The 21,473-nt window shown below is 70.1% G+C and carries 21 protein-coding genes; 5 read left to right on the top strand and 16 right to left on the bottom strand.

Annotated elements, in window-relative coordinates; translation table 11 throughout:
• The 4 genes from P7A99_RS18595 to P7A99_RS18580 all read right to left on the bottom strand — a co-directional run bounded on the left by P7A99_RS18595 (nt 1) and on the right by P7A99_RS18580 (nt 4,042).
• Complete coding sequence (locus tag P7A99_RS18595; RefSeq protein ID WP_277795251.1) at nt 1–771, bottom strand: hypothetical protein; 771 nt, start codon at nt 769–771, stop codon at nt 1–3.
• A 37-nt stretch (nt 772–808) separates the two neighbouring features.
• A complete protein-coding gene (locus P7A99_RS18590) occupies nt 809–2,002 on the bottom strand; it encodes a patatin-like phospholipase family protein (RefSeq protein ID WP_277795250.1) in 1,194 nt (397 codons plus the stop codon).
• Between the two features lie 97 nt (nt 2,003–2,099).
• Nucleotides 2,100–2,456, bottom strand: a complete 357-nt coding sequence (locus tag P7A99_RS18585; RefSeq protein ID WP_277795249.1) for a PilZ domain-containing protein — start codon at nt 2,454–2,456, stop codon at nt 2,100–2,102.
• 170 nt (nt 2,457–2,626) lie between these two features.
• Nucleotides 2,627–4,042, bottom strand: coding sequence for an amino acid permease (locus P7A99_RS18580; RefSeq protein WP_277795248.1), 1,416 nt, complete (start codon nt 4,040–4,042; stop codon nt 2,627–2,629).
• Nucleotides 4,043–4,281: 239 nt separating this feature from the next.
• Here P7A99_RS18580 and P7A99_RS18575 point away from each other — a divergent pair, with 239 nt between their 5' ends.
• Nucleotides 4,282–4,854 (top strand): DUF2939 domain-containing protein, encoded by a 573-nt coding sequence (locus tag P7A99_RS18575; protein ID WP_277795247.1) that lies wholly within the window; start codon nt 4,282–4,284, stop codon nt 4,852–4,854.
• An 11-nt stretch (nt 4,855–4,865) separates the two neighbouring features.
• Here the strand turns inward: P7A99_RS18575 and P7A99_RS18570 are convergent, their stop codons facing one another.
• Nucleotides 4,866–5,972: a serine hydrolase domain-containing protein gene (locus tag P7A99_RS18570; protein WP_277795246.1), complete on the bottom strand. Its 1,107-nt coding sequence runs from the start codon at nt 5,970–5,972 to the stop codon at nt 4,866–4,868.
• 201 nt (nt 5,973–6,173) lie between these two features.
• On the opposite strand from P7A99_RS18570, the gene P7A99_RS18565 reads away from it, so the two are divergent.
• Nucleotides 6,174–7,109 (top strand): AEC family transporter, encoded by a 936-nt coding sequence (locus P7A99_RS18565; protein ID WP_277795245.1) that lies wholly within the window; start codon nt 6,174–6,176, stop codon nt 7,107–7,109.
• 6 nt (nt 7,110–7,115) lie between these two features.
• Here P7A99_RS18565 and P7A99_RS18560 read toward each other — a convergent pair whose 3' ends face one another.
• The 11 genes from P7A99_RS18560 to P7A99_RS18510 all read right to left on the bottom strand — a co-directional run bounded on the left by P7A99_RS18560 (nt 7,116) and on the right by P7A99_RS18510 (nt 18,612).
• The gene (locus P7A99_RS18560) at nt 7,116–7,916 is read right to left on the bottom strand and encodes a hypothetical protein (RefSeq protein WP_277795244.1); all 801 of its coding nucleotides are present in this window, start codon (nt 7,914–7,916) and stop codon (nt 7,116–7,118) included.
• 39 nt (nt 7,917–7,955) lie between these two features.
• The gene (locus P7A99_RS18555; protein WP_277795243.1) at nt 7,956–11,009 is read right to left on the bottom strand and encodes a sensor histidine kinase; all 3,054 of its coding nucleotides are present in this window, start codon (nt 11,007–11,009) and stop codon (nt 7,956–7,958) included.
• Nucleotides 11,006–11,656 carry a response regulator transcription factor gene (locus P7A99_RS18550; protein ID WP_277795242.1) on the bottom strand — a complete coding sequence of 217 codons (651 nt, stop codon included), beginning with the start codon at nt 11,654–11,656 and terminating at the stop codon, nt 11,006–11,008. Before P7A99_RS18550 ends, P7A99_RS18555 begins: the two co-directional genes overlap by 4 nt.
• An 88-nt stretch (nt 11,657–11,744) precedes the next feature.
• Complete coding sequence (locus tag P7A99_RS18545; protein ID WP_277795241.1) at nt 11,745–12,563, bottom strand: alpha/beta fold hydrolase; 819 nt, start codon at nt 12,561–12,563, stop codon at nt 11,745–11,747.
• 12 nt (nt 12,564–12,575) lie between these two features.
• Nucleotides 12,576–13,154, bottom strand: a complete 579-nt coding sequence (locus P7A99_RS18540; protein WP_277795240.1) for a helix-turn-helix domain-containing protein — start codon at nt 13,152–13,154, stop codon at nt 12,576–12,578.
• 143 nt (nt 13,155–13,297) lie between these two features.
• Nucleotides 13,298–13,975 carry a YoaK family protein gene (locus tag P7A99_RS18535; protein ID WP_277795239.1) on the bottom strand — a complete coding sequence of 226 codons (678 nt, stop codon included), beginning with the start codon at nt 13,973–13,975 and terminating at the stop codon, nt 13,298–13,300.
• A 2-nt stretch (nt 13,976–13,977) separates the two neighbouring features.
• Nucleotides 13,978–15,261 carry an alginate export family protein gene (locus P7A99_RS18530; RefSeq protein WP_277795238.1) on the bottom strand — a complete coding sequence of 428 codons (1,284 nt, stop codon included), beginning with the start codon at nt 15,259–15,261 and terminating at the stop codon, nt 13,978–13,980.
• A complete protein-coding gene (locus tag P7A99_RS18525) occupies nt 15,258–15,692 on the bottom strand; it encodes a DoxX family protein (RefSeq protein ID WP_277795237.1) in 435 nt (144 codons plus the stop codon). The genes P7A99_RS18530 and P7A99_RS18525 overlap by 4 nt, the downstream gene beginning before the upstream one ends.
• Nucleotides 15,692–17,566, bottom strand: coding sequence for an amidohydrolase (locus tag P7A99_RS18520; protein WP_277795236.1), 1,875 nt, complete (start codon nt 17,564–17,566; stop codon nt 15,692–15,694). The genes P7A99_RS18525 and P7A99_RS18520 overlap by 1 nt, the downstream gene beginning before the upstream one ends.
• A 40-nt stretch (nt 17,567–17,606) precedes the next feature.
• On the bottom strand, nt 17,607–17,897 hold the full coding sequence (locus P7A99_RS18515; RefSeq protein ID WP_277795235.1) for a XapX domain-containing protein: 291 nt from the start codon (nt 17,895–17,897) through the stop codon (nt 17,607–17,609).
• 61 nt (nt 17,898–17,958) lie between these two features.
• On the bottom strand, nt 17,959–18,612 hold the full coding sequence (locus tag P7A99_RS18510) for a hydrolase (RefSeq protein WP_277795234.1): 654 nt from the start codon (nt 18,610–18,612) through the stop codon (nt 17,959–17,961).
• 187 nt (nt 18,613–18,799) lie between these two features.
• On the opposite strand from P7A99_RS18510, the gene P7A99_RS18505 reads away from it, so the two are divergent.
• From P7A99_RS18505 to P7A99_RS18495, 3 genes are all read left to right on the top strand, one after another.
• Nucleotides 18,800–20,311, top strand: a complete 1,512-nt coding sequence (locus P7A99_RS18505) for a ComEC/Rec2 family competence protein (protein ID WP_277795233.1) — start codon at nt 18,800–18,802, stop codon at nt 20,309–20,311.
• Nucleotides 20,312–20,372: 61 nt separating this feature from the next.
• Nucleotides 20,373–20,798 (top strand): DUF5991 domain-containing protein, encoded by a 426-nt coding sequence (locus P7A99_RS18500; RefSeq protein WP_277795232.1) that lies wholly within the window; start codon nt 20,373–20,375, stop codon nt 20,796–20,798.
• Nucleotides 20,798–21,382 carry a thermonuclease family protein gene (locus tag P7A99_RS18495; RefSeq protein WP_277795231.1) on the top strand — a complete coding sequence of 195 codons (585 nt, stop codon included), beginning with the start codon at nt 20,798–20,800 and terminating at the stop codon, nt 21,380–21,382. Before P7A99_RS18500 ends, P7A99_RS18495 begins: the two co-directional genes overlap by 1 nt.
• Nucleotides 21,383–21,473 lie beyond the last annotated feature (91 nt).

Below are 21,473 nucleotides of genomic sequence, written 5' to 3'. Positions count from 1 at the left end.
CTAGTTCCGGCGCTGATAGCCGGGATAATGGCGGATCTGGTCGTCCACACAGAGGCCGAAGGGCCGAGCGCCGTCCGCCCCATAGGCGGCGGTGCGGTCGAAATCCCAGGCGATCCTGCCGTCGGCCTCCAGCCTCGCCTGGCCGGGCGGACCGCCGCACGCCGCCGACACCGCGTCGAGCATGGGCTGGCTGACCTTGGACGGCAGGAACGAGTCGACGCTCATTTCAGCCGGCGTGGAAGGGAGGCCTGTTACACGGCGCAAAACCGGATAGGCCCGATCAAGATCGGGACGGACGTCCGCGAAAGCCGATCGCACCGTATCGACGCCGAGCCCTCGGACCGCCGCGCAGTCGCGGCTCCAGGCGTCGAGACCCGCCTCCATGGCCCCCCAGGTACGCGCCGCGCTGGATGTCTCCGCCCGGGACAGCTCGCGCCGGCTCCAGCAGACCGCTCGCCCCTTCGGATCCTGCAGGCGGACCGACAGCAGGAGCGCGAAGCCCCCGCCCCGGCGCTCAAGCTCGACCTTGACCGGAAGGTCGGGCGGCGACCATTCGGCGGCGGCCCCGAGCAACCGGCAGCCCGCCCAACCGGCGCCGTCCGCCACGCAGGTTCTTCCAGGCTTTGGGCCATAGGTCCGGCTCATGGTCAGTCGGCCCAGCGGCTCGACGTTGGTGAAGCCCTCGGCGGGCGCGATCACCACGTCGGCGGCGGCTTGCCCCACGGGAAGCGCCAACAGCATGGCCGCCACCGCGGCCCCCCAGCGCTTCATGCCCCGTTTCCTCCCCGTGCCTGCGCCCGAGCCGAGGCTAGCGCCGCGCCGGCGGGGCGTCGATGACGATGATCCCCGTCGCCGCCGCCTTCTCGGTTTCGGCGGGCTTCCAGTCGCCCCAGGCCTTGCCGGTGCGGCCCTGCTCGCGCCCCAGGTTGAACAGGCGGCGCATCGCGCCGTCGCTGAAGTCCAGGCTGTTGGCCTGCGCCTCGTCGGGCACGGCGGCGACGCGGAAGGCCAGGCCGTTGCGCTGGGCGAAGGCGGCGTTGGCGGCTAGGTGGGCGCGGGTCGACGCCTTGCTGCCGCTGTCATAGCTGCGCTTGAGGATGGCCGTCAGCTTGCCGGCGGTGACCGCGTCGCGCCGGCCCAGTTGCCCGTTGACCAGCACATAGATCGAGCCGCCGCCCGCGGCGCTGGCGGGACGGCTCCACAGGACCAGACTTTCCGGCACCGCCAGGAACGGCGTGTTGACCCCGCCGTCGACGTGCATCTCCTGAATGATCCGCCCGTCCTTGGCCCGGCCGGCGATCAGCACCGGCGGGAAGACCCCGGGAATGCTGGCCGAGGCGGTCAGCACATCCTTGAACAGCTTCAGCCCCTGCTCTCCCCCCTGCCGGGCGATCAGGCCCATGTCCCAGATCACCGTCTCCTCGCTGTCGAGGTTGGTTGTGGCCACCAGCAGCCGCCGGCCCTTGGCGTGCTCGGCGGCGATGGCGGCCAGCATCTGCGGCGTCACCGCCCTGTCGACCAGCTTGCGCAGAGCCGAGCTGCTGTAGAGGCTGGGCGAGGCGAAGGTGGCCAGTTGCCGCCAGGCCAGGATGTCCTTTGCGCCGCCGTCGGAATAGGCGGCCGCCAGTTGCGGATCCCAGGAGGGGCCGAGGAAGGCGAAGGGCGCGGCCAGGGCGCCGGTGCTCACCCCCGTGACGATGCGGAAGTCGGGCCGCCGTCCGCTTTCCGTCCATCCGACCAGCACGCCGGCGCCATAGGCGCCGTTGGCCCCGCCGCCCGACAGCGCCAGGATCGCGGTCGGCCCCTGGCCCTGCTCGCCCATGATCTGGCGTTCGAGCTGGCGCACGGGCGCTGCGTCGCTGGCGACGATGCGCGGGTCGGCCGTGGGGATCACCGCACCAGGCGCGACGCGAACCACGCCCTCGGGCGGCCGGGCCATGGTTCCGCATGCGGCCAGCAACAAGGCGGCGCAGAGGGCTGCTGCACGAAGGATCGAGGTCACGCGCTCACCTTGGCGTCTGGCGAAATCCGACAGAGCCAGCAACGCGCGACTTCGATTCCGGTTGGCTCAGCTTGCCCTCGCGGAAGCCGTAAAAATGCTAGTTTCCGCGGGGATCCTTGGGCCAGGGGCCGACCATCTCGACTACCCGGCCCGCGCCCTCGGCGCCGCCCAGCGGCTCGGTGAAGGCGCGCGAGTCGATGAACTGCAGGCCCATCTGGCCGTCGCCCTGCCAGACCATGCGGGTCAGGTGAACCATTCGGCGCGCCGGATCGACCAGGTGCAGAACCTCCGGCGGAACGGCGAACTCAGGCGCGGCGATGCGCGCGCCGCCCTTGGCGATGTCGATCAGCCGGCAGCGCAGGGGCTCGCCGCCCACCACGAGGTAGGCTTTGCGCGAGGCGGGATAGCGGCGGTAGGCGCGCTTTTCCATTCCCAGGACTTCGATCTGAGTCATCGCGGCGATCCTAACCCCAACTCGGGCCAAACGACCGCGCAATCGTGCGCGAGACGTCGCGACGGACCCTAGGGGGCGTTGCAAAGACCGGGCAAGGCGCGAGCCCCTTCCGTCCCCAGGAAGGCGGCCCCGTGTTCAATCTTGACCCAGAATGGGTCGGCCAGGGCCGCTCAAGCCAGCTTCGAGTGCTTCCGCGAATAGCCGAAATAGATCACGCAGGCGGCCGCCACCCAGACGCCGAACAGGGCGAAGGTGTCCCACGGCAGGCCGATGATCAGGTAGCCGCAGAAGGCCACGCTGGCGATCGGCAGCACCGGATACAGCGGAACCTTATAGCCGCGCGGCAGGTCGGGCCGGGTGCGGCGCAGGATGATCACCCCGGCCGAGACGATAGCGAAGGCGATCAGCGTGCCCATGCTGGTCAGGTTGACCAGCACGTCCAGCGGCACGAAGGCGGCCAGGAAGGCGATGAAGGCCGCGACGATGGCGGTGTTCCAGGTCGGCACCCGGGTGCGCGGGTCGGTCTTCTGGAAGATGCGCGGCAAGAGGCCGTCCCGGCTCATGGCGAACAGGATCCGCGTCTGGCCGTACATGACTACCAGGGTGACGCTGAAGATCGAGATGATCGCGCCCAGGCACAGCACCAGCGAGGTCCAGCCCGCGCCGGTCAGGTTGCGCAGGATCACCGCCAGACCCGCCTCCTGGCCGGCGAAGGCCGTCCAGGGCTGGGCGCCGACGGCGGCGATCGCCACCAGCACATAGACGCCGGTGACGATCAGCAGGCTCAGCACCACGCCCAGCGGCAGGTTGCGGCGCGGGTTCTTGACCTCGTCGCCGGCGGTCGAGACCGCGTCGATGCCGATGTAGGAAAAGAAGATCGACGAGGCCGCCGCCCCGATCCCGGCCACGCCCATCGGCGCGAACGGCGTCAGGTTCTCGGAGTTGAAGCCGGTGAAGGCGATGACCACGAAGAACAGCAGCACCAGCAGCTTGGCCACCACCAGCACGGCATTGATCGTGGTCGACTCCTTGGCCCCGCGCAGCAGCAGCACCATGCACGACCCCACCAGCACCACGGCCGGCAGGTTGAACACCCCGCCCGCGCCCGGCGGCTTGGCCAGGGCGTCGGGCAGGCGCCAGCCGAACAGGTCGACGAACAGCTCGTTCAGGTACTGGCCCCAGCCCACGGCGATGGCCGAGGCCGACACCGCGTATTCCAAGAGCAGGCAGGCGCCGACGATGAAGGCCACGAACTCGCCCAGGGTGGCGTAGGCGTAGGAGTAGGACGAGCCGGAGACCGGGATGGTCGAGCCCAGCTCGGCGTAGCACAGGGCCGTCAGGGCCGCGGTGATCCCGGCGATGACGAACGAGACGATGACCGCCGGACCGGCCAGCGGTACGGCCGTGGTCAGGGCCACGAAGATGCCGGTGCCGATGGTGGCGCCGACGCCCAGCATGGTCAGCTGGAAGAGGCCGATCGAGCGTTCCAGTTCATGCGGCAGCTCGTTGGGATTGTCGTCGCCCTCGGCCGCGATCGCCCCGACGGGCTTGCAGCGGAAGAGATCGGCGATGCGCGAGCCGGCCATGGGCGCTCCGGGAATTCTTCAGGGGCGGCGAAGGCTTAAGGTCACGCCGTAAGCGGCGACCCCATAGAGCGCGACAGCCCCTGGGGGAAGCGGATTCCACTCGGCCAGCGTGACAGCCAAAAGTGGGAACCGGTTTTGGCGCCCGTCACGCGCAGGACTTGGAACCCTTCCTGAGCGAACGCCCTTGCAGAGAGGGCATGAATGCCCATTCTAGGCGGCGTTAACCGTGCGGGGGCGCAATGACTTTGCAGAAGCGGATCTGGGACCTCCTGGTCCTGGCGATCTTCATCTTCGCCGCCGCCTTCGCCACAGCGCCCTGGTTCGCCTTCCGCGCCCTGAAGGCCGCGGCTCAGTACGAGGACGTTCAGGCGCTGGGCGAGCTGGTCGACTTTCCTGTGGTGCGCCGCAGCCTGACCGGCCAGCTGGACGAGGAGGCCCCCGCCGCCAAGCCCGAGGCGCCGTCGCTGTGGACCAACCCGATGGGCGTCTTCAAGCGCGCCATCGAACCGATCGCCCCGCCCGAGCCCAAGGTCGACCGCTACCTCACCGTCCAGGGCCTGTCGGCCCTGACCCGCGGCTACGCCCCCGGCGCGGCCCCGCCGCCGGCCGCCCGTCCTGAAACGGTGTGGGGCCGGATGCAGGCCGTGGTGCGAGGCCCCTATCCGACCATCGCCTACTGGGACCCCAACCGCGTGCGCATCGCCGTACGCCGCCCGGGCGACAAGGCCAAGGCCACGATCTTCACCTTCCAGCGCCGCGAGCTGTTCGTCTGGAAGCTGGTGCACATCCGCCTGCCGGCGGACGAGCGCTAGAACGCGGGGTCTCAGCTCACATAGGCCGCCCGCAGCTGGTGCAGCAGCTTGTTGGCCGCGCCCTTCGACGCCGCGGGGCCGACATTGCTGGCCGTGATGATCGCCGCCCCACGTCCCGGCGCCAGCATGATCACCTCGTGCCACATGGTGTTGGACCCCTCGTGGACCAGCAGCGGGCCCTTGCTCCATGGCTGAGTGGGCACGACCAGCCAGCCCAGGGCGTAGATCGCGTCGCCGACGGGCGTGGTCAGGCGCTTGACGCTGTCGGCGCTCAGTATGGCGTTGTCCTTGAGGAACAGGCGCGCGAAGCGGGCGTGATCGGCCAGGGTCATGTGCACCGTGCCCGCCGGCCCCATGGCCGGGGGATTGTCGGAGGGCTCCGCCGGATCGACCGGCGTCAGCCCGCCGCCCGGCGCCGACAGATGCCCCCAGGGAATCGCACCCTTCGGGGCGCCGAACCCGGCCGAGGTGATCCCCAGCGGCTTGAATAGCTGGACGTCGATCGCCTGCTCCCAGGGCGTTCCGGTGATCGCCTCGATCGCCGCCCCGACCAGCACGTAGTTCATGTTGGCGTATTCGTACTTGCCAGGCGTGGCGCTGGGCGGCGCCGACAGCAGCTGGGCGGCCAGCTCGGCGCGCTGTTCGACCAGGGGCCGCTTGTCGGCATGGGCCCTGGCCAGCCAGCCGCCGGCCATCAACGGCTTGTCGCTGATGCCGGACACGTGGCTCATCAGGCGCTCGACCGTCGTATCGCTCCAGGCCGGATCGAGCTTCGCCCCCGGAAACAGCGAGGCCAGGCTCGCGCCCCACTTGGCCTTTCCCGCCTCGACCAGACGGGCATAGAGCGCGGCGGTCATGGCCTTGGTGTTGGAACCGATGTGCCAGGGATCGGTCGTCTGCGCGGGGTCGGCGGCCCCGGCGCGACGTACCCCGGCCACGACCTGCTGGGTGACCTTGTCGGCGTCGCTGACCAGGCCCGCCAGCGCCGGGACCCCGGTCTCGGCCAGGATCGCGGCGGGATCGACCGTCGGCAAGGCCATGATCTGCCTGGCCGAAGCCAGCGACGGCGCGCCCCCGGCGACGGCGGCGAGAGCCAGAAGGCGGCGGCGATGCAGCATGAAATCGACCCTCACTTACGGTTGAGGTCCATTTCAATCGCAGGACCCGAGGCGCTGCAACTGAAAGTTATGTAAGTAAAGGCGTCACCCTCAAAGCACGGCTTTTGACCCCGGCGCGGGGCTGGTGCTATCCAGCGACCCGCGTTTTCCGCCGAGGCTCCCGCGTATGATCGTCCGACGTCCGTCCAAGGCCCGCCCGGCGTGACCGAGCTGATCCTGGAAGTCCTGGCCCGGGCCCTGCCCTTCTTCCTGCTGGTCGGCGCGGGCGTGACCCTGGCGCGGCTGCAGCTGCTGGACGGCCGCATGGCCCAAGGCTTGTCGGCCTACGTCTACTGGATCGGCTTTCCCGCCCTTCTGGTGCATTCCCTGTCGCGTATGGGCCGGCCCGGCCATGACCTGACCCTGGGCCTGGCGGCCTATGCCGGCTGCCTGGCGGCGATCATGGCCCTGATGGTCGGGCTGGGCCTCGTCCTGCGCTGGAACCGCGGCGAGCGCGCGGGCGCGGCCATGGCCGCCGGCGTCGGCAACAGCGCCTTCCTGGGCCTGCCCGTGGCGGCGGCGGTGTTCGGACCCGAAGTGGCCCGCGTGGGCGCCGGCATGGTCGCCATCGACTTCGTGCTGGCCACCGCGCTCGGCGTGGCCTTGCTGGGCTGGGCCGGCGGCCGCTCGGTCTGGCGCTCGACCATGCAGGCGTTCCGCAATCCGATCGTCGCCGCCGCCCTGTTCGGCACGGCCCTGGCCCTGCTCGACCTGCAACTGCCCGGCGTGCTCGACCGCGCGGTCGGCGCGGCGGCCGCCTCCGGCAGCCCTGTGGCGCTGGTGGCGCTGGGCGTGGTGCTGGGCCTGCCCGCCGAGGCCGATGCGGCCCCGCCGCGCTGGAGCCCGGTGGCCGCCGCCGCGATCGCCAAGCTGCTGGTGCTGCCGATCCTGGTCTGGTTCGCCGTCGGCCTGACCCCCGCCCCGCCGGCCTTCCACCTGGCCGCCACCCTGCTGGCCGCCACCCCGACGGCGGTCAACGTCTTCATCCAGACCCGCGCCTACGGCGTCTTCGCCCGCGGCGGCGCGCGCACCGTCGCCCTGACCACCGCCATCGCCTGCGTGACCCTGTCGGCCGTGGCGGTTTGGCTGAAGAGCTGAGCGCCTTCAGCCGCCGGCGAACAGGCGCTCGTCCAGGATCCAGCTGATACGACCGCCGCCGGCGTCCTGGCCGCAAAAGCGCGTCTGCCCCCAGTAGATGTGGTCGCGATCAGGCGCGGCCCAGACCAGGCTCGCCTGTCGCATGCGTCGAAAGACCTGGCGACCGGTAGCCTGCTCGACCATCGCCTCGCCCATCTGCGTGATCGTGAACCCACCGTCCAATTTACGCTCCTCGTAGAGGCCCTTCACGCGATAGGGCGCCGAGAAGGAGCCGCCGGGGGCGTCGAGATCGACATGGTCGCCTATCCGCTCGACGGCCAGGCAGGACGCCGCTTTCGCCCAGACCTCGGTGTGGCGGGACCATCGACGGATAACCAGATCGAGCCGCCGATCGCAGTCGTTCGAGGCGCGAAGGCCGATGCGATATACGCCCGGGGCCGTGATGACAGGCGCAAACCAGCCACCCCCGGCCTCGTTGACATGGACCACCGCGTAGCTCGCGCCCGTTCGGCTCAAGGCCCGCGCCACGGCCGTGGGCCCATCATCGACGGCCAGCCCGGCAGGCGCCGGACGTTCCCCATCCCAGCGATCCTTGAGTCCCTCGCGGCAGAGGGCCTCCCACTCAGCCGGCGCTGGCGGCGCCGAACGCGAGGTCGCCACACCCTTCGCCGCGAGCGCCGAGAACGTCACCGGATCGACCCAGCGGTTGGTGGGTCCGTCGACGCAGCCGGCCAGACCGATCGCGGGCGCGAGCGCCAGCAGCCAGGGCCGAACGCGGTGAACCACGGCGGGGAGGACCTTGATCATTCAGGCAACTTCAAAGCTTCGCCACTCGTTCGCGCAACCCTAGGAAGCCTGACGCCCCTTGTCCACGCTGCGGCCCCTGTTCGCCCCCAGTCGCGCGAACCAGGGCTGGGTCGGATAGGCGATGACGCCGGCGACGCTGAGCGCAATGGTCGTGCCCTTGCCCGAGGCGCTCTCGATGGCCAGCTGGGCGCCCATCTTGCCTGCCCGCTCGTGCATGCCGATCAGGCCGTAGTGGCCCTCGCGGCTGGCCCAGGCCATGCGGTTGGCGCCGATGCCCACCCCGTCGTCGCGGATCGTGACCTGCAGCTGGCGCACCCCGTACGAGACCTTGACCAGCACCTGGCTGGCCTTGGCGTGGCGAGCGGCGTTGAACAGCGCCTCGCCGGCGATGCGGACGATCTCCTCCTGCACCAGCGGCTGCACGGGGCGCGAGGTCCCCTCCGACACCAGCTCGACCTTCACCCCGGTCTCGAAAGGCTGCTCGGCCATCAGCTCGCGCAGCACGATGTCCAGACGCCGCACCTCGGCCCCGCGCAGGTCGCGCACCCGGTCACGGCCTTCCACCAGCATCTGGTCGGCGCGGTCGAGGGCCTGGTTGATCACGTCCCTCGCCGGCAGGTCGTCGGGGATCTGATAGGCCACCGACTGGAACCGCATGATCAGGCCCTGCACGCTCTGGAGCAGGGTGTCGTGCAGCTCGCGCGCTATGCGCTCGCGCTCGGCGGCGCGCTGCTCCAGCCGGTCCTTGATCTGGGCCGCGACGCGCCGCAGCCGCAGGGCGTAGACGCCCCACAGCGCCAGGGCCACGGCCAGCACGCAGGCGGCCCGGAACCACCAAGTCTCGACCAGGGTCGGCGGAATCTCGATCGTCAGTGTCGAGCCCTGGTCGTTCCAGACGCCGTCATTGTTGGCGGCCTTCACCCGGAAGTGGAACGTGCCCGGATGCAGGTTGTCGTAGATCACCTCGCGCCGGTCCCCGGCGTCGATCCAGTCCTTGTCGAAGCCCTCCAGTCGGTACTGGAAGCGCACGCGGTCGGGCGCCGAGAAGCTCAGCGCCGTGTAGTGGATGCGCAGGCCGCGCGTGCCGGCCGGCAAGCGCAGGGTGGACGGATCCCGGAAATGCCTGTCGCCCACCATCACCGCCCGGATCGCCACCGGCGGCGGCAGGGTGTTGACGGTCAGGCGAGCCGGATCGACGACCACGACGTTTCGGCGGGTCAGGATCCAGATGCGGCCGTCGCCGCCGGCGGTGATCTGCTGGCCGGGTGACTTCTGGACGAAGCTGTTGAGGCCGTCGCGGAAGTCGAACACCCGGCGCGGCAGCGGCGCGCCCGGCTTGTCGAGCGCCCGGTCGAGATCGGCCGAGCGCATGCGCACCACGCCGGCGTCGCCGATCGTCCAGGTGTCGCCGGCCGCGGTCTGGACCAGGCCGTTGACCGAGGCCAGCCAGGGATAGCGCTCGGCGTCGAGGCTGGCCGTCGCCCCACCACGCAGCCGGGCGAAACCCTGTCCGCCGCTGAGATAGAGCGCCTCACGCCCCGGCAGCAGGCCTTCGATCTCACCGACGGCGAAGCGGGCCTTGTGGATCGGCTCGAACGGCGAACGGCCCTGAAGCGGCGGGGCGTTGCGGAACAGGATCGCCGCACGGCCGTCAGGCTGTAGCGCGGCGTTGGAGGCGATGAGCCCTCCGCCCAGGGCGCCTGACCAGCGGCTCCACGCGCCGCCCTCGCGCCAGTAGAGGCCCTTGTCCAGCGCGGCCATCCACAGCCGACCGTCCTCGTCTTCCGCGCAGCCGTAGGCGCTGGCCTCCGCCGGCTTGGCGAAGGTCTCGACCTTGCCGGAGCGCACCCGCAGCATCGTGTCGCGCAGCGTGACCCAGACGGCGTTGTCCGCGCCCGCGCACAGCGAGCCGGCCGACCACTCGGTCTTCAGCACGGGCCTCGGCGCCTGGCCCGGCGCGATGACGTAGAGGGTGTGGGCGTCGGCGACCCAGACCTTGCCGTCGGGCGTGGAGGTCATCCGGTAGCCGCGCGCCGAGTTGGGCGCGATGGCCTGCTCGACCGTCACCGCCGCGGGCCGCAGCATGTCCAGGCCGAGCTCCGTGCCGAACCAGACATTGCCCTCGCGGTCCTCGAACACAGCGTGGGTCTGGTCGGAGGTCAGGCCGTGAACGGCCTTGTATGACTGGATGCGAAGGGCGCCGGCGTCGGCCCGGCGGGCGGCCACGCCCGGCGCGGGAATGTGGACCACGCCGTCGGTCCAGGTGGCCCCCCACAGGTCGCCCTTGCGGTCGAACAGTATGCGCGAGGCGCCCACCTCGTCACGACGAGGATAGGCCTGGGTCAGCGAAGAGGCCGCCGGCGCCTCGCCGCGCAGCAGGCGCGTGCTGGTTGAATCCGACAGCCAAAGGCGGCCCAGACCGTCCTGCGCCAGGCTGGCGCGGCGGGCGACCCTGGCTCCGGTCGGCGAGAAGCGGGTCTCGCCTGGCGCGCGGCGCAGCACCGTGTCGCTCAGCACCAGCCACTGCACGCCGTCGCGGTCGAAGAAGACCTGCCAGACTTCCTGCTCGGGCAGGCCGGCCTCGGGGCCGAACTCCGTCCAGCGGCCGTCATGCCAGCGGGCCAGGGTGGCGCGCTTGCGGCCGCCTCGGGCGACCCAGATCCCGCCCTCGCGATCCTCGGCCAGGCTGGTGACCTCGCGCGAGGGGTTGGGCATGCGGGCGTCGATCAGCCGGCCGTCGCGATAGACCGCCACGCCGCCGCTACGGCCCAGGCCCACCCACAGCGCCCCCGAGCGCGCGCCCAGCACCTGCGAGACGTTCAGCCGCCCGGGCTTGGGACCGTCGCGCTGGATCGGTTCGAAGGCCACGCCGTCGAAGCGGAACAGGCCATCGACGCTGCCGATCCACAGATAGCCGTCCTTGGACTGGCCGATGGTGTTGACCCGGCTGGGCGCGCCGCCCTCGATCGACCAGCTGACGCGCTTGTACTCGGCCAGGGGCTCGAGCGTCGGCGCGGCCCCGGCCGTCGCAGCCAGGGCCAGGACGAGCGCCGCGCCCGCCAGTCCGCCAAGAAGCCCCCCCGCCCGGCTCAAAGGTCGATGATGCCGCGCTTGGCGGCCACGGTCACGGCGTGGGTCCGGTCGTTGACGTAGAGCTTGGCGAAGATGCTCTTGATGTTGGACTTGATGGTGTCTTCCGACAGGTTCAGCTCACGGGCGATGTGCTTGTTGGAATTGCCGTTGGCGATCAGTTGCAGGACGGTGATCTCGCGGGCGTTCAGCGGCTCGTCGATGGCGTGGATGGCGATGCGCTCGGCCACCTCGGCCTGCAAGTGGCGACGGCCGGCGTGGACGCCGCGGATGGCGTCCAGCAGGTCGCGGCGCAGGCTGCTCTTGAGCAGATAGCCCGCCGCCCCGGCCCGCAGGGCGTGCAGGGCCTGGGCGTCGCCGGTGAAGGTGGTCAGCACGATGATCCGGGCCTCGGGGTGCGAGCGGCGGATGGTCTCGATGGCCACCACGCCGTTGCCGGGCATCTGCAGGTCCATCAGGGTGATGTCGGGGCGCAGCCGTTCCCAGCCGGCGATGGCCTCGTCGCCCGTGGCCGCCTCGCCGACCACCACCATGTCGGACTGGGTCTCGAGCACGGCGATCACGCCCTCGCGCAGCATGGGGTGGTCGTCGGCGATCAGTACGCGGATACGGTCGTCGCCGGCCTCGACGGTGGCGGGGTGCTCGTTCATTCGACGTCCGGAAACCGGTCCTTACGCATGGGACTCGTACAGTTGGCGGGTTTGGCGGACCGCGACCATACACGAAAGCGGCGCACGACTACCCTTTCGGGGATTGACCGGTAAGGGCCGCGCGAACGGCGGGCGCCGTCGCCCGCGCATTGGCCAGGGCCCAGTCGAGCGCGAAATCGGCCACATCCTCCCAGCCCGCCTCGTTGCACAGCCAGTGCGAGCGGCCGGAAAAGCATTGCAGATCGGTGCGGGTGGCGGCGCGGCGCTGGTGGCGGGCGGCGGCGGCGACCACGGCCGGCGGCGCCATGCGGTCATCGTCGCCGGCGATCAGCAGCAGCGGCGGTCGCCGTCGCCCCGCCCCGGCGGTCCGGCCGCCTCCGCCCAGCAACGCCTGCCGCAGCACCCGGGCGGGCGCGGGAACCACGTGCGCGGCATAGGCCTCGTGACGCTCGTTCTCCGGCAGGGCCTGGGCGAACAGGGAGGAGAAATCCTCGGCCGACAGCGGCGCCGCACCGCTCCAGCGGGTCAGCAGCCGGCGCAGCACCCAGGCCGCGCGCGGCCGGGCCAGCAGATCCAGCGGCGGCGTCGAGGCGATGGCCACCCCGCAGGCGCCGCAGCCGCGGTCGAGCAGGCGCTGCACGATCAGCCCGCCAAGGCCGTGGCCGATCAGGATCGGCGGCTCGACCAGGGCCACGGCATGGGCGGCGTAGGCGTCGACGACATCGTCGAGGGTCAGCCTGCCCAGGGCGCGGGGCGACAAGCGGCGCAGGTCCTCCACCGGCCCATCCAGCAAAGGCCAGGCCGGTGCGATCACCCGCGCCCCCTGGGCCTCGTAGCGGGCCTTGAACCGGTCCCAGGCGCGCGGCGTCAGCCAGGCGCCATGGATCAGCATCACGCAGGTGGTCACACGCCTCTCCGTTCAGCCGACCGCGACCGCGGGCCGCTCGATCTGGCCGGCTCCCCCGCTCAAGCGCCGCCAGACGCTGGGCGACATGCCCTCGAAACGGCGGAACATCCGGCAGAAGTGAGCCTGGTCCGACAGGCCGCAGGCCAGGGCGATGGCGGCCAGGGAATCGCTTCCGTCCAGCATCATGGTCTTGGAGCGGGCGATGCGGCGGCGGTTGACATAGGCCTTGGGCGCGTCCCCGAAACTGATGCGGAAAGCGCGCGAGAAGTGGCTGGGGCTGAGCCGGGCCGCCGCCGCCATCTCGGCGCTTGAGATCCGCTCGGTCAGGCGCGCCTCGACCATGGCCTTGATCCGCAGCACCTGCCAGGGCGCAAGCCCCCCGCGCTGCATGACCGGGGCGGCGAAGGCCTTCGGCTCGGATCCGATCTCAATCTGAGGCAAGAGGCGCACGGCGACGGCGATGCAGCGTTCGGCGTCGGCCGGGTCGGTGGCCAGGGCGTGACGGGCCTGCATCAGAAGCAGGCGGATCTGGTCTCGGGCGGGATCTGGAGCAGGTTCGGGAACGCGGGTCGATACTGTCTGCGCTTGCATCGTCGCTCTCTCGGCTGGTCTCGGGCTCGCCGACACGAGGACGGCGCGCAGCGAAACTCGACCAAAGGGCGCTCGGCCGCCATTCCCGCCCGGGTGAAGTTGACCTACCCAGGCGGGTGAAGCTCGCGGCCCGAATGGGAGCGCTACCCGCGCTGGCTGCGGGCCTCTGCCGAGAACAGCGACAGGAAGGCCAGCACGGCCGAGACCGAGAACGCCCACGTCCCGCCGAACGCGAAGGCCAGCGCTCCCAGGCCGCAGCCGGCCGCGAACAGGCCCACGGCCGCCGACAGCTTCCTGATCCGCGCCACCGAGGCGCCCCGGTCCGGGCCGCCGCCGCGGATCAGCTCTGCAACGTCGAGCATGATCTGGGTGGTCGAGCCGGTCATCAGCGTGGTGGGCGGCGCGGTCGGGATATGCACGCGGTGGGCGGCGTTCTGGATGGCCATGGCGCAGACGAACAGCACCGCCACCAGGATCAGCTGCCAGCTGTCGCCCTTGGCGAACGGCGCCAGCACGACGGCCGCCACCGAGCCGGCGATCAGCAGCACGGTCTTGACCGCCAGCATGATCCGCAAGGTCGGCAGATTGGCCGCCGCCAGCTTGAATGTGACCAGCCGGCTGATCACCACCGCCGCGCAGAACACCGGCAGCACCAGCAGCTTGGCGATCGCCCCGTCCGCGCCATGGATCATGGCCGCGCCGAAGGTGACGAAGTTGCCGGTCACGTGGGCGACGAACACGCCCTGCAACGCCAGGAAGCCGACCGTGTCGAGATAACCGCCGTTGAAGCTCATCAGCTGGGAAAGGCTCGGAAATCTCATGGTCACCATCCGTACTTGAGCTCGACGCCGAGATAGTCGCTGTCGTCCCGGCCCGAGGCGCGCAGGGCGCTTCCGGCTTCGTAGTGGACGGCCTCGATGGTCCCGGTCAGGCTCGGGTTGAAAGCGTAGTCGGCCCGCAGGTGGGCGTAGGCCCCGGTCCAGCGTCCGCCGCGTCCGGCCGTGCCGGACAGGGGGACGAAGGGCTGGGCGTAGATCGCGTCGGTCGTCTCGCGCCGCCATTGGCCCGCCAGGGCGGCGGTGACCGCCAGGCCCTTGGCGGGCGTCACGGTCACCGACGGCTTGACGTGCACGAGGTTGGCGTAGCCGGTGTAGGCCGCGCGGGTGAAATAGGCGGCGTTGGGGTAGAGCGGGTCGAAGGTCCCCACCCGCCCGTCGCCCGGACGCGCATCGCCGCTGGCCGTGTCGACCTGGAAGCCCAGGCGCGGCTTCCAGGACAGGCTTTTCAGCGTCCAGCCGATCCGCCCGCCGGCGGCCCAGGCGCGGGCGTCGCTGGTTCCCACGTCGCCGCGCTGGACCATGGCTTCCAGGTCCCAGTCCAGCGCCCCGGCGCCGCCGAGATAGCGCAGGTCGTAGGCCTGGCGGTCCTCCTCGCCGACCGCGTCGACATAGCGGGCGGTCGAGCGGGCGAACCGGGCGGCATAGGCCGAGACCGCGCCGCCGGGCGCCTTGCGCTCGACCCGGATCAGATCGAGCCGCACATTGCCGCTGGAGGTGTCATCGAAGGCCTCGTCGTCGTGATACTGCACCGGCTGGCTGACGAAGCCGGCCAGCTTCCAGGGCCCGCGCGACCAGTCGGCCCACACCGCGTCGAACGACTGGCGCACGCCGGGGCCGTCGCGGGCCGACAGGAACCTCTGCTGGTCGATCGGAAAGTCCTGGCGGCCGACCCGCACATTGGCCTTGCCGCCCCAGACCTCGGCCTCGTAGCCGACGAAGGCCAGACGCAGGTCCAGGCGGTTCTGGTCGGCCGGGCCGATGTCGCGGCGGCCGAAGGCCCGCACGTCCTCGATCTGCACGAATCCCTGCCAGCCGCCCTTGCGGGCGTCGGCGTGGACCTGAAAGCGCTGCGACAGGCTGGTGTCGGAAGGCTCGCCGCCGAAGCTGGCCGCGTCGCCCGTCTCGATCCGCTCGCGCAGGGTGAGGCCGAGGGTCAGCGAGGTGTCGGGCCGATCCTCCTGCCAGCGGTTGACCTTGATCGCCGGACGCTCGGCCGCGAAAGCCGGAACCGCGACGAGAACGAGCGCCGCGGCCGCCAGCGTCCTCATGCCCCCTTCTCCGAAGCATGTTCCTTTGGTTGCAGGTCGTGCCAGGCCACCAGCAGGAAGCCGCCGATCAGGCCCAGGTGCTCGAAGAAGCTGTTGGTCGCGCCGAAGCGGTCGGGCGGGCCCATCTCCCAGAAGCGGTTGGCCATGAAGGTGGCCCCTAGGGTAAAGGCCGCCAGCGCCAGAGCCCCTAGCCAGCGCAGCCGGCCGGAAAGGATCATCAGCGAGGCGACGATCTCCAGCACGATGACCAGCACCGCGAAGAAACCGGCCGGCGACAGGCCGAAATGGGTCATCTCGGCCAGGGCGCCGGGGAAGTCGAAGGCCTTGGTCAGTCCGCCCTGGATGTAGGCGGCGCAAAGGCCCGCCAGGGCGATCCAGCGCACCGCCGGCACGAGGAAGGCCCCGCGCAGGCGTTGGACGGGCGTGTTCATCAGACCGCCCAGCACGCGCAGCCGAGCGCGCCCCAGAACGACTTCAGATCGGCGATCGGCAGGCTCTTGGTCCAGGCCGTGGCGTGGTCATGGCCGTGGACGCCGCAGCTGCTGGCGCAGCCGCACGAAGCCGCCGCCTGGCGACGCAGGGTCTTGTCCGTCTCCGGTTCGGCCCAGGCGGCGTAGCCGCCGAACACGCGCACCGGCGACCAATCGGGCATGGCCGGCGGCACCTCGTTCTCGTCCAGCTTGGCGAAGTCGCCGGCGCCATAAACGATCTTGCCGCCGACCATGGTCAGGTCCGAGGTCATGTCGGCGATCTCGTCCTCGGGCACGCCGAAGAAGTCGCGGTCGGGCACGATCAGGTCGGCCAGCTGGCCTTCCACGATCCGGCCCTTCTTGCCTTCCTCGTTGGAGAACCAGGTGACGTTCTCGGTCCACATGCGAAGCGCGCTCTCCCTGTCCAGGCAGTTGCGCTGCGAATAGAGGCGCGTGCCGCCGACGGTCTTGCCGGTGATCATCCAGGCCAGCGAAACCCAGGGATTGTACGAAGCCACGCGCGTCGCATCCGTGCCGGCCGAGACCTTCAGGCCCTTCTCCAGCATCTTGGCGATCGGCGGCGTCGCCTCGGCGGCGGCCGGGCCGTAGCGCTCGAGGAAGTATTCGCCCTGGTAAGCCATGCGGTGCTGCACGGCGACGCCCCCGCCGAGGGCCGCGATGCGGTCGATCGACTTCTCCGAGATCGTCTCGGCGTGGTCGAAGAACCAGTTCAGGCCTTCGAGGGGCACGTCCTTGTTGACCTTCTCGAAGACGTCCAGCGCCCGGTCGATGGTCTCGTCATAGGTGGCGTGCATCCGCCAGGGCCAGCGGTTCTGGGCCAGGATGGTCACAACCTCTTCCAGTTCGCCTTCCATCTGCGGCGGCATGTCGGGGCGCGGCTGGCGGAAGTCCTCGAAGTCGGCGGCCGAGAACACCAGCATCTCGCCGGCGCCGTTGTGGCGGAAATAGTCGTCGCCCTGCTTGTACTTCGACGTCTTCGTCCAGTTCAGGAAGTCGTCCTTCTCGCCCTTGGGCTTCTGGGTGAAGAGGTTGTAGGCCAGACGAATGGTCAGCTGGTTCTCGTCGGCCAGCTTCTGGATGACCTCGTAGTCGTCCGGATAGTTCTGGAAGCCGCCGCCGGCGTCGATCGCCCCGGTCACGCCCAGGCGGTTCAGCTCGCGCATGAAGTGGCGGGTCGAGTTGACCTGGTAGTCGAAGGGCAGCTTGGGGCCCTTGGCCAGGGTGGCGTAGAGGATCTGGGCGTTGGGCTTGGCCAGCAGCAGGCCGGTCGGGTTGCCCTGGCTGTCGCGGATGATCTGGCCGCCGGGCGGTTCGGGGGTGTCGCGGTCGTAGCCGATGACTCGCAGCGCCGCCGCGTTCAGCAGCGCGCGGTCATAGAGGTGCAGGATGAACACCGGGGTGTCGGGCGCGACGGCGTTCAGCTCCTCGATGGTCGGCAGGCGCTTTTCGACGAACTGGTGCTCGGTGAAGCCGCCCACGACGCGCACCCACTGCGGCGGCGGCGTGATGGCCACCTGGCGCTTGAGCATGTTCATGGCGTCGGCCAGCGAGCGCACGCCGTCCCAGCGCAGCTCCATGTTGAAGTTCAGCCCGCCGCGGATGATGTGCAGGTGGTTGTCGATCAGGCCCGGCAGCACCCGGCGGCCCTTCAGGTCGACGACCTTGGTGTTGGGGCCGGCCAGGGCCATGACCTCGGTCTCGGTTCCGACGGCGGCGAAGCGTCCGTCGGTCACAGCCACGGCCTCGGCGTTCGGATTGCTGCGGTCCAGGGTGGTGAAGCGGCCGTTGCGCAGGATCAGGTCGGGCGAGGTCATGGGCGGAACTCCGGGGGAAACTTGGGGGAAACTCGGGTCGTCAGGCCTTGGGGGCGGCCGGGGGCTCGTTGTCGGCCAGCTCGGTCGGCTTCTGGCCGCACGGCAGGGGGCCGAACATGTGCGGCGCCACCTGATGCTTCAGCCACGAGACGGCGGCCGGCTTGCGGGCCATCCAGCCCTTGACCAGCGGCGGGATCTGCTCGCCGACCAGAATGCCGAACAGGCCGACCAGGGCCACCACCGGCGGCGCGGGCGAGCGCACCTGGAGCAGGCCGTAGAACACGCCGACCGCGAGGCCGGCGGCGAGCGACAGGATGTAGATCTTCATCATGGGAACGCCTTGCTGGGGCGCGCCGCGCCGGTCCGGCAACGAACCGGCGCGGGCGGGCTGGTTAGCCTTCGTGGGCGTTGAACATCGACTTGGCGTAGATGATGCCCAGGCCATAGGCGCCGCCGTGCGTCTTGGCGATGCCGGTGGTCATGTCGTAGGTCTCGGTGCGAGCCCAGTCGCGCTGCATTTCCAGCAGGTACTGCAGGGCGGTGATCGGACGGGCGCCGGCCTGGATCATGCGCTCGACGGCGCGCTCGTGGGCCTCGGCCGAGACGTCGCCGCAGGCGTCGGTGACCACATAGACCTCATAGCCCTGGGCCAGGGCCGACAGCGCCGGGCCGACGATGCAGACGCTGGTCCAAAGGCCGGCCAGCACGATGCGGTCCTTGCCGATCTTGTTGATCTCCTCGATCACCGGGGCGTCTTCCCAGGTGTTCATCGAGGTGCGGTCCAGCAGGGTCTTGCCCGGGAACGGCGCGGTGACTTCGGCGAACATCGGGCCCGAGAAGCTCTTTTCGGCCACCGTGGTCAGGATGGTCGAGACGCCGAAGCCGGCGGCGGCGCTGGCCACCAGGCCGGCGTTGTTGCGCAGGGTGATCGCGTCGATCGAGTGGGTCGCAAAGGCCATCTGCGACTGGAAGTCGATCATGATCAGGGTGTGGTCGGTCGGCGTCAGCAGCTGCGGGCCGGGGGTCGGGGTGGCCTTGATCGGCATCGACTTTGTCCTTGGATGCGGAGTGGAAGAAGTCCGCGGAATGTGTCGACGCAGACAAGAATGGTCTTGTTCAGTCGCCCCGCGATTTGGCCAAGCGGGCCATCGGGGACCATCCAAGGTTCGCGATGAACTTCAGGCGCAATCGCGCTAGAATGCTCCCATGGGTTGAAATTCAGGGAGGGGCGCGATGGCTCACGTCTATGCCGGGCTCGGCCACGACGGGCGGAAGATCTTCCTCTACGCCGCCGACCGTAAGACCAAGGTGCGGCAGGTGCTGTGGGGCGACTGGCTGAGCCTCGACGGCGAGGAACCCGACGGCTGGCTGCGCATCAAGTGGTCGCCCAACGCCAATCCCCAGATCCTCTACATCCCCAAGGCCGACACGATCGCGACCCGTCCGCTGGAGATCGTGTTCCTCGACGTGGGCCAGGGCGACGGGGCGGTGCTGATCACCCCCGAGACCGGCGACAAGGAAGGCGTGATCGTTGTCGACGCCGGCGAAGGCGACAACATGGAGCGGTTCCTGAACGGCCGCTTCAAGGCCTATCGCGGCTTCTCGTTCGACTCCGCGGTGATCACCCACCCCGACAGCGACCACTATCTGGGCTTCGAGGCGATCTTCGCCAATCCCAAGATCGGCTTCAAGCGCATCTGGCAGAACGGCCTGGTCGAGCGGGCGGTCTCGGGCACCTGGGCCAAGCTGGGCGCCTTCGTGAAGGACCCGGCCAGCAAGATCACCTACCAGACCGAGCTGGCCCAGACCGAGGCCGACGTCCGCGCCCAGCTGCCCGACCGCAAGGCCAACGCCCGGTACGGTTTTCCCGGCGTCATGCAGGCCGCGCTCGACAATCCCAAGGTCGGCGAGATCGGCATGCTGTCGACCGAGCACGGCCAGATCGAGGACGGCCGCAGCTACATGCCCGGCTACGCCCCCTCCGACGATCGCGGCTACGCCATCGAGGTGCTGGGCCCGGCGGTGGAGCGCGACGCGAACGGCAAGGCCCGCCTGCGCCGCATCGGCGGCTCGTACGGCGAGACCAAGAACGGCCATTCGATCCTGCTGCGCCTGACCTACGGCCGGTTCAGCGTGTTCTTCGGCGGCGACCTCAACGAACCGGCCGAACGCTACCTGCTGACCCGCTACGCCGGGCTTTCGGCCTTCCCGGCCGCCGGCGGAACCGAGTACCGGATGATGGTCGGCAAGGTCGCCCAGCGCTTCCGGTCCGACATCATGAAGGTCTGTCACCACGGCTCGGAAAAGGTCACCGACGCCTTCCTCGAGGCGGTCAATCCGGCCTGCTTCATCATCTCGTCCGGCGACGAGGAGGGCCACGTTCACCCGCGACCTGACCTTCTGGGACGCCTCGGCCGGGCCGGCCGCGGGGCCTCGCCCGTGCTGCTGTCGACTGAGCTGCAGCGCTCGACCCGCGAGAAGACCGACCAGGCGCTGATCGAAAAGGTGGGAAAGGCCGTCGCCGAGCTGGCGGCCGCCCCCTCCCCCGCCCTGGCCGAGACCATCAAGGCCGACCTCGCCAAGCTGTCGAAGACCAATGTCGACGTCTACGGCGCCATCTACCTGAAGACCGACGGCCAGCGCCTGATCACCGCCTTCAAGATCGAGGCGAGCAGCCCGACCGACCTGTGGTTCTACTACGAGTACGTCTTCACGCCGGGCGGAGAGCTGGTGCTGGTGACTTGAGAACGCCGGGATCCCGCCGGGCCGTTCGGCGTTGAACAGGCATCTGTTGCGGGGGCGTTCGATGTTCCATTCCATGTCGGCCGGGGTTCTGGCCTTGATGCTCTCCGCGAGCGCGCCCGCCGGCGACTGGAACGGCGTCTACAGCTACACCCACGACGGCGGACGCACGGCCGGCGGCTCGCCCATCCTGGTCACCTGGCGCCTCGAACTGAAGGGCGCCGGCTGCCGGTTCCACGGCGAGGGCTTCCAGACCCAGGAGACCTTCCGCTGCAGCACCCACGCCACGCCCGAGGGCCTGGAGGTGCGATTCCTCGCCTATCCGCCGCCCTCCGCCGGCAATCGCTTCGGCGTCGAGGTCTACAAGCCCGGCGCGCCGCTGTTCACCCTGTCGAAACTTCAAGGCCGGGTGCTGACCCGCTGGACCGGCTTCGTCCCCGACGAGGGCGTCGTCCGCTCGCCCGCTCCCTATTTCCGCAAGGTGCGCTGATGGGGGCCTCGAAGATCCTGCTGGCGCTGCTGCTGGTCGGCGGCGCTGTCGGCGCGGCGGCCCTGGCCTACGACGCCGCCCGGCCGAAGGTGCATCCGATCAAGGCGGCCGAGGCCCGCGAGCACCCCGCCGCGCCCCCAACCAAGACCACCGCCAACCTCTTCGGTCCGGCCCAGATCATCTACGGCGACACCCTGCGGGTCGAAGGCGTCGAGGCCGACCTTTGGACCATAGTGGCGCCGAAACTGGACCTGACCTGCCGCAAGGACGGACAGGCCTGGGCATGCGGCGAAGCCTCCAGGGCCAACCTGGAAAAACTGATCGGCGGTCGCCGGGTCGCCTGCCGGCCCGAGGGGCCTCCCTCGCCCGACGATCACTGGCAAGGGCTCTGCTTCGTCTCCGACACGCCCTGCGCGGAAGACGGCGGCGGCCATTGCGAGTCCGACCTTACCTCCCTGAACCTCGCCCAGGTGGAACAGGGCTGGGCGAGCAACTTCGAAGGCCAGTACTCCGATTCCGAGGAAGCGGCCCGCGAGCGAAAGGCGGGCCTGTGGGCGTCGGATTTTGCGGAAACGCGCCAATAGCGGGCCCTCGGACCGGCGCCTCGGCGCACGCCGTTCGCCTTCCGAGGGGTTGCAGCGACGCCACGACGCGCTAGGACACTTTCATCGTGTT

This window comes from Caulobacter endophyticus (assembly GCF_029543245.1).
Lineage (GTDB): Bacteria > Pseudomonadota > Alphaproteobacteria > Caulobacterales > Caulobacteraceae > Caulobacter > Caulobacter endophyticus_A.
Note: the sequence above shows the minus strand (reverse complement) of the source record. Positions and strands in the feature narration are given on the sequence as shown.